Consider the following 12075-nt stretch of genomic DNA (forward strand, 5'->3'; position numbering starts at 1 on the left):
ATGATTTATTTCAATTCGGTACCATTTCAGAAAACCTGAAAAATTGGCCCTGGCAGTTGGGTGCGCCGATAATCGACGGCGACGGCATCCCTGACAACTACAATCTCGAAGGCGGTGACCTTCCCGAATTACTCGGCCACCAGCGGCTCTGGTGGATTATGAACGACCGGGGTAATGTGCATGAACGCTTCGGCAGTGAACCCTTGGGCATTGAAGTACACGGTACCGCGATCGGCTACGAATTTCCACAGCTTGTTGAAAACAACACATTTTACAGCTACCAACTCATCAACAAAAACACGACAACCATCGAAGACGCATACTTCACGTTCTGGACGGATGGCGACCTGGGCAACTTTGCTGATGACTATGTAGGATCTGACTCCCTGCTTGGGCTTGGATTCTATTACAACGCGGACAATGAGGATGAAGGTGGCGAAGGGTACGGCACGGCCCCGCCAGCAGTTGGCTTCACCTTCCTAAAAACGCCTCCGGCAGAAAATGACGGGCTTGACAATGATCGTGACGGCGAAACCGATGAATCAGGGGAGGAACTGGGAGTCACGGTCATTATGAATCACCAAAAAACATGGGACCCCCGGAATTCACAGGACATCTTCAACTACGCGCGCGGGCGTTGGCGAGATGGCGAACCTATGCAGGAAGGGTTCTTTGGGCATCAAACCGGTGGAGCAACAACGTTATTTTACATGGCAGGAGATCCACTAAACAACATGTTCTGGTCAGAACGGAACGCTGATGGTGCAGGTCTCGTGCTTGACCCAGCCGATCGTCGGCTCCATGCTTCAACCGGCCCATTTACACTCGCACCCGGTGACACCATGCAGATCGCATTTGGCGTCATCTGGGCGCGGGGCGATGACAACCTGGACTCGCTTCGTAAACTAAAGCTAGATGTGGCAACGCTAAATCAGGCAGGGGATGCCATTCTCTCACCAAGCATCCGCGAAAACCCGTTTCCTCAACAAGACCCTGTACCGGCTGAAAACCATGTACTCGGGTTCGACCAGAATTTCCCCAACCCTTTTACCAAGTCAACTACAATCCGGTACAGCATCCCGCAAGCCATGCGGGTTCGCCTCGCGGTGTTCGATATCCTCGGGCGCGAAGTGGCTGTACTGGTTGAGGAACGGCAGGACGCCGGCATCTACAGCGTGGAGTTTGATGCCGGCGTACTCCCTGCCGGCGTGTATCTCGCTCGTTTCCAGGTAGATCAACTTCAATTCACAAAACGCATGTTGCTGGTTGATTAGCAGCACACAACATTTTAGCCACCACAGACATGAAAAAGCAGATCTATGCCCTTTTTCTCGGCGCCCTCCTTGCCACCACGCCGGCCTTTAGTCAAGACCGCGTGGGCCAGTGCACGCCGGCAATGGCAGAGGCATTTCTTGATGTCGGCAACGTCAGGGCACGCATCCTGAACAACGGTGGGTTGTTTCAGGGCGGACCTGATCTGAACTACCAGGTACCCCTTAGCATCCGTGCAAACTCCGTGTACTCAGCCAGCTTGTGGATTAGTGGATTTGTAGATGATGAACTGCGTATGGCGGCCAGCCGATATGGCCCTTTCGAGTTTTGGCCGGGGCCTCTGGATGAAAATGGCAACCCTCCAGCTGATTGTAGCATCTACGACAAGATCTGGGAAATCAGGTCCTCAGACATTGACACATTTGCTACGTATGGCGTGATAACGGAGAATCTCCAAAACTGGCCATGGGACCTCGGCGCACCGGTTATTGATGGGGATGGTATCCCGAATAACTATAACATTGCCGCGGGCGATTTGCCCGAACTCCTCGGCGACCAGCGCCTCTGGTGGATCATGAACGACCGAGGCAACACACACGAATCATCCAACACTAAGCCCATAGGCCTCGAAGTACACGCATCCGCGTTCGCTTTTGCGTTTTCAGGGGATGGATCTTCTAAAGAAGTGTTACCAAACTATACGTTTTACGACTACAAAATCATCAACAAAAGCAACCAGCCGCTTACCGATGCCTACATCAGTATGTTTGCGGATGCCGACCTCGGAAACGCCTCAGACGACTATGCCGGCTCGGATTCCCTCCTCCAGGTTGGCTATGTTTACAACGGTGGCAACAATGACAACCTGTGCGGACGGGGCGTCCCGCCACCAGCAGTTGGCTTCACGCTGTTTACCGACAAACTGGCTGAAAAAGACGGGGTTGACAATAACTTTGACGGCGTTGTTGATGAGCCTGGTGAGCAGCTCGGCGTAAGCAGCATCATTGCGAATGCAGAACCCTACAACAAGGAGATGTACCGCAATATCATGCTGGGCCTGTGGGAAGACGAGCGTCCGATTCTCTTTGGCGGTCAGGGGCGAGAGGGATTTGGTTTCCCCAACGATCTGCCCAGAAAGGAAACCCGGTTCATATTTTCCAATAATCCTATCCAACGCGGATTTTGGTCAGAAGCAAATGGCGACAACCGCGGCACCCCAAACAAGCCGGGTGATCGGAATGTTGTGACCTCGATGGGCAGCTTTGATTTTGCGCCTGCAGAGAAAATCAACTTTCGAATGGCCATCGTATGGTCCCAGGCTGGCACAAACCTGCAATCGGTAGACCTCCTCCTCCGCGAAACAGCTAGCCTGCGTGCTAAAAGCGACGCTTTATTCGGGATTGAACAGCGGGCGGAGGAATCAGCAACAGATTCGCCAATAGAAAGCGAATCCACCTTCTCACCTGACGTACACAGCAACTATCCAAACCCCTTTACAGAGCAGACAACCATTAACTACACCCTGCAGCACAGCATGGCTGTCAGGCTTTCAGTTTTTGACATGCTAGGGCGCGAAGTTCAGAACCTCGTGAACCAACAGCAGGACGCCGGCAACTACACTGTTGACTTCAACGCCGGCGACCTACCCGCAGGTATTTACTTCGCACGCATCCAGTTGGATGGCAACCAGTTCACCAGACGCATGACCCTGATCCGATGAAACGAATCCTCTTTGTATTCCTCTTTTTACTGGGCGCCACCGAGGCCACTGCACAACAAGGCACTTGTGAAATGTCTATGGCAGGCAAATATCTCGATGCAGGAAATGTACGCGCCTACATCCCCAACGACGGACGGCTGTTTCGCGGACATGCAGGTGAATACTACGAGCCGGGAATCAATTTTGAAGCCCCTAAAGGAATTGGCGCCAATTCTATTTATGCAGCTTCGCTTTGGGTTGGTGGCAATATCGATGACGAGTTTCGCGCAGCCGGAACCCGCTACGGATGGGCAGAATTCTGGGCTGGGCCGCTGGACGAAGCAGGAAACCCGCCGGCTGACTGTAAACCTTTTGACCACATATGGGAGATTCGTACAGCGGATATTGATTCCTTTTACACAGACGGCCATATCTCACAAAACCTGCAAAACTGGCCGTGGCAGCTGGGGGCACCTGTTGTGGATGGCGACGGCGACCCAACCAATTATAATCTAGCCGGCGGCGACCTGCCCGAACTGCTTGGCGATCAACGCCTCTGGTGGATTATGAACGACCGGGGCAACCAACATGAATCAACGGTGAGTGAACCTATTGGTATAGAAGTGCATGCCTCAGCTTTTGCGTTCAACAACCCCGGGCCACTTGGTAACTTTACGTTTTACGAGTACGAGATTATCAATAAAAACAGCAAGCCCCTCACAGATGCTTATGTAAGCATGTTTGCAGACGTAGACCTCGGTGACTTCTCAGATGATTACGTTGGCTCTGATTCGCTACTCCAGTATGGCTATGCCTACAATTCAGACAACCTCGATGATGGTTGTGGCGTCGGTATCATTCCGCCGGCTGTCGGCTTTACATTCCTGCCCACCATTGCCGGCGATGCAGATGGCATTGACAACAACTTTGACGGCATCGTAGACGAAGAAGGCGAAATGGTCGGCATTTCAAGCGTGTTATATAACGTAGAGCCCTATATGATTGATCGATATAAAAACGTGATGGAAGGCAGGTTAGAATACGGGGATACAATGTATAAAGGCGGCCGCGGGTATGAGAGCTGGGGCTTTCCCTCCAATTTGCCGCTAACGCCGACGCGTTTTGCTTATTCCGGCGATCCTGTAACGGGTACGTTCTGGAGTGAATTCAACGTGGATGATTTGGGTACCCCAAACGACCCTTATGACCGCAACCTGGTAACCACCATGGGGCAGTTTGATATTGCGTCTGGTGAAAAGAAAACCATCCGGTTGGCGATTGTCTGGTCGCAGGGCACCGATCATTTACATTCAGTCAGGTTGCTCAAGAAAGATGTAACAGGCGTACGCAACACCGGCGATGCGCTTTTCACAGCCAACCTGCCGGAGCGCCCGCAAAAACGGAATGCACCAATAAATGGCTTTGTCCTTGGTTTCGACCAGAACTTCCCCAATCCGTTTACTGAAAGCACAACCATCCGTTACAGCCTGCCCCAGGACATGCAGGTAAGGCTAACAGTGTTCGACATGCTGGGCAGGGAAGTACAGACGCTGGTCGAACAGCGTCAGGCTGCCGGCACGTATAACATAAACTTCGAAGCCGGTAATCTACCGGCCGGCATGTACCTCGCCCGCATCGAACTCGACTACCTGCAATTCACCAAGCGCATGACCTTGATGCGATGAAAGGGTGGTGGCCGTTCATACTGCTGTTTTTTGCGCTTGATGCGCATGCACAGGTAGGTAACTGCGAAACTTCTCTCGCAGAGGCTTATCTCAATGCCGGTAACGTACGGGCAAGGATATTAACTACTGGAAGTCTCTTCTGGCGAGGCTCACCGCATGTGTATGAAGTACCCAAAGGCGGTGGTTCCAACGCCATTTTTTCAGCCGCAATCTGGGTCGGTGGTTTGATAAACGACTCACTACATGTAGCAGCTTCAAGGTACGGCCCCTGGGAGTTCTGGCCAGGACCATTGGACGAGGCAGGGAATCCACCAGACGACTGTTCACTGTATGATAATATCTGGGAAATCAGGACAGAAGATATACAGGCATTTCTCGATGGTGGTGGTATTTCAACCAACTTGGAAAACTGGCCATGGCAACTCGGCGCGCCTGTTTTAGATGGGGATGGTAATCCCGACAACTACAACCTTGATGGAGGCGACTTGCCAGCACTTCTTGGCGACCAACGGCTCTGGTGGATCATGAACGACAGGGGTAACGCCCACCGGTCTACCGATAGCGAGCCGCTGGGTATTGAGGTACATGCTTCAGCATTTGCCTTCGATCATCCCTCTACGCTCGGCAACTTGACGTTTTACGAGTATCAGGTCATCAACAAAAATACTGCCCCTGTCAAGGATACATACTTTACGTTATTCGCAGATGTCGAGATAGGAAACTGGGCCGACGATTATATTGGCTCGGACTCATTACTTCATTTGGGGTTTGCCTACAACGCTGACAACAACGATCAGTACAATAATGGTTACGGTATTGCACCTCCAGCTATTGGCTTTACCTTTCTAGAAACTATTTCAGCAGACGAAGATGGGCTAGACAATAACCGGAATGGATCTATAGATGAACCGGATGAGAAACTGGGTACTACTTCCGTCATGGCATGGCATAAAGGTGCAGGCGTGGCTGGTAATCCGAGAAACGCTTCAGAATACTACAATAACATGCAAGCGCTATGGAATGATGGACGCCCACTCATTGAGGGCCGCCGAGGACGCGATGGCGTCCCACCATATAAAAAAACACGTTTTTTTCTTCCTGGCGACCCGCTTAGCGGTACCTTCTGGTCCGAAATCAATTGGGATAACGAAGGAAATTCACACGAGCCCTACGACCGCAAACTAATTTCTACAACAGGCCCTTTTGTAATGCGGCCGGGAGACACCACAACAGTGCGTTTCGCAATCATTTGGTCGCGAGGAGAAGACCATCTTGATTCAATCAGGGTGCTCAGAAAAGATACCCGCGCCGTTCGAAGCACTGCCGAGGAACTCTATTCGGCACTAACCCGGGATGACTTTACGATAGAACAGCCGCCCCCGGCTAACCACGTCCTCGGCTTCGACCAGAACTTCCCCAACCCATTCTCCCAATCAACCACCTTCCGCTACAGCCTGCCACAACCGATGCAGGTGCGCTTAGCGGTTTATGATATGCTAGGGCGAGAGGTGGCGCTACTCGTAGATGCACAACAGGAAGCCGGCATCTATACGACTGAATTTGACGCGGGTAACCTCCCTGCCGGCGTCTATCTCGCCCGTATAGAGCTAGACTTCCTCCAGTTCACCAAGCGGATGGTACTATTACGATGAAGTGGTGTTTGCCGTTCATACTGCTGTTTTTTGCGCTTGATGCGCACGCGCAGGTAGGTAACTGTGAAGGCTCGCTAGGGGAAGCGTTTCTCGATGCCGGCAACGTGCGTGCGCGCATCCCTAACAACGGCGGGTTGTTCTGGCGCGGATCACCGCATGTGTACGAAGTCCCAAAAGGTGGAAATGCTAACGCAATTTTTGCAGGTACCTTTTGGATCGCAGGCCTAATTAACAATACAGTGCATGCTGCTGCAAGCAGTTATGGCCCATGGGAATTCTGGGCTGGCCCCCTTGATGATTCTGGCAACCCACCCGTTGATTGCAAAATCTACGATAAAGTTTGGGAAATCAGGTCAGAAGATCTTGATGCTTTTGTCAACGGAAAGGGCGTTTCCAACGATCTAAAAAATTGGCCGTGGCATCTCGGCGCCCCAGTTATCGATGGAGATGGTAACCCGGATAATTATAATCTCGAAGGGGGCGATCTCCCTGAACTCCTTGGAGATCAACGGCTCTGGTGGGTCATGAACGACAGAGGAAACACGCATAACGCCTCAGACACTGATCCGCTCGGTATAGAAGTACATGCTTCTGCTTTTGCATTTACCAATGCTGGAGCACTTGGCAACATGACATTTTATGAGCATAAAATCATCAACAAAAACACCGAGAATATTAAAGACACTTTCGTAGGCCTATACATGGACATGGACCTCGGCAACTTTGATGACGATTTTGTTGGATCAGATTCTTTATTGCACCTTGGGTTTGCTTACAATGAAGACAACGACGATGAAGGACATGAGGGTTATAGCATAGCACCACCTGCTGTCGGCTTCACTTTTCTTGAAACCATCTCGGCAGCAAACGATGGGCTCGATAACAATCGCGACGGAGTAACCGATGAAATAGGAGAGAAACTAGGTACTTATGCCGTTATGTACTACTACGGAGGTGGTGGTGTAACAGGGGATCCCTATGCCGGCGCGCACTACTACAATCTCATGCAGGCTAAATGGAGAGACGGGCGACCTGTTGTAGAAGGATTGTACGGATACGATGGCCTGGCGCCTTTCAAAACTACCCGCTTCTTTTATCCGGGCGACCCTGTTACTGGCGCATATTGGTCTGAGTTTAATGTCGACAACCAAGGTACACCCAATAGAGGTTCAGATCGAAAACTTATTACTTCAACCGGCCCCTTCACACTGGCTAGTGCTGATACAGCAACTATTCGCTTTGCAATAATTTGGTCGCGTGGGAAAGATCATCTTGATTCAGTAACCGTATTAAAAAAAGACACAAAAGCAGTCCGCAGTTTAGCTGAGATATTATATAGTCCTGCTATAAGAGATGACTTCTTAATACCCACGTCAGAAGAAAATTATGTCCTCGGCTTCGACCAGAACTTCCCTAATCCCTTCTCCCAATCAACCACCCTCCGCTACAGCCTGCCACAACCGATGCAGGTGCGCTTAGCGGTTTATGACATACTCGGCCGCGAAGTCGCGCTGCTGGTGGATGCGCAGCAGGATGCCGGCATCCACACCGCCGAATTTGATGCAGGCAGTTTGCCCGCCGGCATGTACCTCGCCCGCATCGAACTCGACTTCCTCCAGTTCACCAAGCGCATGGTGATCATCAGGTGATGATTGGAATGCCGATTTTTTTGCTATGCTCTTACCTCTACCACATGCGGTGCCCGGCGTTAGTCGGCAGTATTAAGCACTGCCATCCCCTCCACGTCATCCCAGACTTGATCCGGGACCCAGTATCTTCGAGCACCCCGTAGCATACATGTCGCTCAACTTTGCGCTTTTGCGTTTCTACCAGTAGACCTTTCTGGTATTTCCTATGCAAAAAAGCTACTGGCCTTTTCTACTCTTTTTACTCCTGCCACACCTGGCAGTAGCACAAACTGGCACCTGCGAGCCGGCACTTGCTGAAGCCTATCTCGATGCCGGCAACGTACGCGCGCGCATCCTCAACAACGGTGGACTCTTCTGGCGTGGCTCACCGCATGTATATGAGATTGACGGTGCCAACGCCATCTTTGCTTCTGGTATATGGATCAGTGGCCTCATCGACAATACAATCCACGCCGCTGCCAGCCTATACGGACCATGGGAATTCTGGTCTGGCCCACTCGATACAGCTGGCAACCCACCAACAGATTGCAAACTTTACGACCAGATATGGGAAATTAGAAGGGAAGACATCCAATCATTTATAAACGAAGCGCGCGTTTCCAGTAACCTGAACAATTGGCCATGGCAATTGGGCGCACCGGTAATCGACGGAGATGGCAATCCGAACAACTACAATATCGAAGGAGGTGACCTCCCAGAACTCCTTGGCGACCAGCGCCTCTGGTGGATCATGAATGACCGCGGTAATACACACGACCGAACAGGGAGTCCCCCGCTTGGAATCGAGGTCCATGCTTCTGCGTTTGCTTACACAAACCCAGCCACGTTGGGTAACATTACCTTTTACGAATACAAAATTATCAATAAAAACACTTCTCCGATCACCGAAACACACGTTGGACTATTCTCCGATATATACCTGGGCTATTTCATTGATGATTTTGTGGGATCTGATTCGTTGCTCCATCTTGCGTATGCATATAATGCCGACAACGTCGACGAAAGATACGGCGACGCACCGCCGGCTATCGGGTTTACCTTCCTGGAAACGATTCTGGCTGAAAACGATGGTCTCGACAACAACCGCGATGGTATAGTCGATGAGATTGGCGAGAAACTGGGTACGCATGCTGTAATGTACCTCGCAGGAGGCGGCGGCGTCAATGGAGACCCGATTACAAGCGAGCACTTTCATAATTACATGCAGGCAATATGGAAAGATGGCCGACACTTAATTGAAGGCCTTGCTGGACGTAGGGGTATCTCACCTTTCAAAAGAACTCGTTTCTATTGGTCCGGCGACCCAGTGACTGGGGCCTTTTGGTCTGAAAAGAATCTCGACAATCAAGGCAACCCCAATAATAGCTTTGATAGAGCACTTGTCACCTCAACGGGCCCCTTTACCCTGGCTAGCGCTGATACAGCAACCATCCGGTTTGCCATAATCTGGTCGCGCGGGGAAGACAACCTGGATTCCATTACAGTCTTAAGAAAAGACACGCAAGCAGTACGCAGTGCGAGCGAGAGCTTGTACAGTCCACCAACGCGAGAAGATTTCATCACCATTCCCCAGCCGAGTAACTACCTTCTCGGCTTTGACCAGAACTTCCCCAACCCCTTCTCCCTGTCCACAACACTCCGCTACAGCCTGCCTCAACCGATGCAGGTACGGCTAGCTGTGTACGACCTGCTCGGCCGCGAAGTCGCGCTGCTGGTGGATGCGCAGCAGGAAGCCGGCATCCACACCGCCGAATTTGATGCAGGCAGTTTGCCCGCCGGCATGTACCTCGCCCGCATCGAACTCGACTTCCTCCAGTTCACCAAGCGCATGGTGATCACCAGGTGATGGGTTTAAGGTTCAAAGTTGCAGGTGTGTGGTAATAGTTTAAGCAGATCAATCCTCCCCTTCACGACATGCCGGACTTGATCCGGTATCCAGATTGCCTGCCTGAAGCGTTGTAGTAATTCGCACGCCATGCTAGCCCAGATTCTTCGGGGACTCAGAATGACGTTGGAGGATGTCATGTCATTGCCTTCATGGCATGCCGGACTTGGTCTGGTTTCCAGAACGCTGATCCTGGCCATAGGCAAAACAACCAAACACGCCACCAGCATACGTGAGCATCGCCCGATTCTTTCCGCTTGAATGTCGCACAACCTGGCACTATCACGTTTCTACCAGTAGTCTTACCTGGTATTCTTCATGCAATCACGCTACTGGATTCTGCTCATCATTTTGATGCCGTATACGGCAAGCGCACAGATTGGGGACTGTGAGCCCTCGCTGGGTGAGGCAATGCTTGACGCCGGCAACGTTCGTGCGCGCATCCTCAACAACGGCGGACTTTTCTGGCGGGGATATCCACCTGTATATGAAATTGACGGCGCTAATGCACTCTTTGCTTCCGGCATCTGGATCGGCGGCAAGATAAACCGCTCACTGCATGTAGCAGCCTCGCGGTACGGCCCATGGGAGTTTTGGGCAGGGCCACTGGATGAGGCCGGCAACCCACCAGCTGATTGTAGTTTATACGACAAGCTCTGGGAAATCAGAACCGAAGATATAAGCGCGTTTCTCAATGGCGAGGGCACCTCGACGAACTTGAAAAATTGGCCATGGCATCTCGGAGCCCCAGTTATCGACGGCGATGGCAATCCAAATAACTACAATCTGGCGGGCGGTGATTTGCCGGCATTATTAGGCGACCAGCGACTCTGGTGGATTATGAATGACCGGGGCAATATCCATGAGGCTACAGACAGCGAGCCGATTGGTATTGAAGTGCATGCCTCCGCGTTTGCTTTTACAACGCCCAGCGTGGTAGGCAATTTCACCTTCTATGAATACAAAATCATCAATAAAAATACAGCGCCTGTTACGGACACCTATTTCACGTTATTCACAGATGCCGATCTGGGCAACCTTAACGACGACTACATTGGCTCCGATACATTAATCCACCTGGGATTTACGTATAACGCCGATAACGACGACGAAGGACCTCACGGCTACGGCATTGCGCCCCCGGCTGTTGGTTCTACATTTTTGGAGACCATCGCAGCAGAGGACGACGGACTGGACAACAACCGAGACGGCTTCGCAGACGAGCCCGGTGAAAAATTGGGTACAACGTCGGTCATGACATACTACGGAGGCAGCGCTCTCAAAGGGGACCCAGTACTGGGCCCTGAATATTACAACTACATGCAGGGAAAGTGGAGATATGGGGGTCCAGTCATTGAAGGGCTCGATGGACTTGATGGCGTCCCGCCGTTTAAAACAACCCGCTTCTTTTTACCCGGAGATCCTGTAACCGGTGCCTTCTGGTCGGAGTTTAATCGAGATGGTGCCGGTAATTCATACGATCCGTCAGATCGCAGACTGATTACCTCAACGGGTCCTTTTGTAATGCAGCCCGGAGACACAACCACTGTTCGTTTTGCCATCATCTGGGCACGTGGTGAGAGCAATCTGGACGCTATTACACAGTTGCGCAAAGACACACGCGCCGTTCGTAGCACTGCTGAAGCGCTTTATACACCACGAACCCGAGAGGAATTTGTGACAAAACAACTGCCCACAGTTAACCACGTCCTCGGTTTCGACCAGAACTTCCCAAACCCGTTCTCGCAATCGACTACCCTGCGCTACAGCCTGCCGCAAATCATGCAGGTACGCCTGGCCGTGTACGACATGTTCGGCCGCGAAGTCGCGCTGCTGGTGGATGCGCAGCAGGAAGCCGGCATCCACACCGCTGAATTTGATGCAGGCAGTTTGCCCGCCGGCGTCTACCTTGCGCGCATAGAACTCGACTTCCTCCGCTTCACCAAACGGATGTTGCTGCTCAAGTGATGGGTTGAAGGTTCAAAGTTGCAGGTGTGTGGTAATAGCAGATCAATCCTCCCCTTCACGTCATGCCGACTTGATCCGGTATCCAGCTTGCCTGCCTGAAGGGTTGTAGTAATGCGCACGCCATGCTAGCCCAGATTCTTCGGGGACTCTGTTAGACTTATAAAGAGCAATATAATCGTTATTTTCTCTCCGAACATGAGTGGTGGCACAAGCCAACGCAGGGCTCAAGCACACACGTTGTTAGAAAACACTGTGTTAGAAAACA

General features: G+C 51.6%; 8 protein-coding genes. All 8 read left to right on the top strand.

Annotated elements, in window-relative coordinates; translation table 11 throughout:
• Positions 1 to 1274: T9SS type A sorting domain-containing protein (locus AAF564_22375; GenBank protein MEM8488312.1), on the top strand; the 1274-nt coding region annotated here is incomplete at its 5' end.
• 29 nt (positions 1275 to 1303) lie between these two features.
• Positions 1304 to 2992, top strand: coding sequence for a T9SS type A sorting domain-containing protein (locus tag AAF564_22380; protein ID MEM8488313.1), 1689 nt, complete (start codon positions 1304 to 1306; stop codon positions 2990 to 2992).
• Positions 2989 to 4656 (top strand): T9SS type A sorting domain-containing protein, encoded by a 1668-nt coding sequence (locus tag AAF564_22385; GenBank protein MEM8488314.1) that lies wholly within the window; start codon positions 2989 to 2991, stop codon positions 4654 to 4656. The genes AAF564_22380 and AAF564_22385 overlap by 4 nt, the downstream gene beginning before the upstream one ends.
• Complete coding sequence (locus tag AAF564_22390; protein MEM8488315.1) at positions 4653 to 6308, top strand: T9SS type A sorting domain-containing protein; 1656 nt, start codon at positions 4653 to 4655, stop codon at positions 6306 to 6308. Before AAF564_22385 ends, AAF564_22390 begins: the two co-directional genes overlap by 4 nt.
• Entirely contained in the window at positions 6305 to 7957 is a 1653-nt protein-coding gene (locus tag AAF564_22395; GenBank protein MEM8488316.1) for a T9SS type A sorting domain-containing protein, read from the top strand. The genes AAF564_22390 and AAF564_22395 overlap by 4 nt, the downstream gene beginning before the upstream one ends.
• A gap of 205 nt (positions 7958 to 8162) precedes the next feature.
• The gene (locus tag AAF564_22400; protein ID MEM8488317.1) at positions 8163 to 9803 is read left to right on the top strand and encodes a T9SS type A sorting domain-containing protein; all 1641 of its coding nucleotides are present in this window, start codon (positions 8163 to 8165) and stop codon (positions 9801 to 9803) included.
• 129 nt (positions 9804 to 9932) lie between these two features.
• Complete coding sequence (locus tag AAF564_22405) at positions 9933 to 10103, top strand: hypothetical protein (protein MEM8488318.1); 171 nt, start codon at positions 9933 to 9935, stop codon at positions 10101 to 10103.
• Between the two features lie 57 nt (positions 10104 to 10160).
• Positions 10161 to 11810 (top strand): T9SS type A sorting domain-containing protein, encoded by a 1650-nt coding sequence (locus tag AAF564_22410; protein ID MEM8488319.1) that lies wholly within the window; start codon positions 10161 to 10163, stop codon positions 11808 to 11810.
• Positions 11811 to 12075 lie beyond the last annotated feature (265 nt).

The organism is Bacteroidota bacterium, from assembly GCA_039111535.1.
GTDB lineage: Bacteria > Bacteroidota > Rhodothermia > Rhodothermales > JAHQVL01 > JBCCIM01.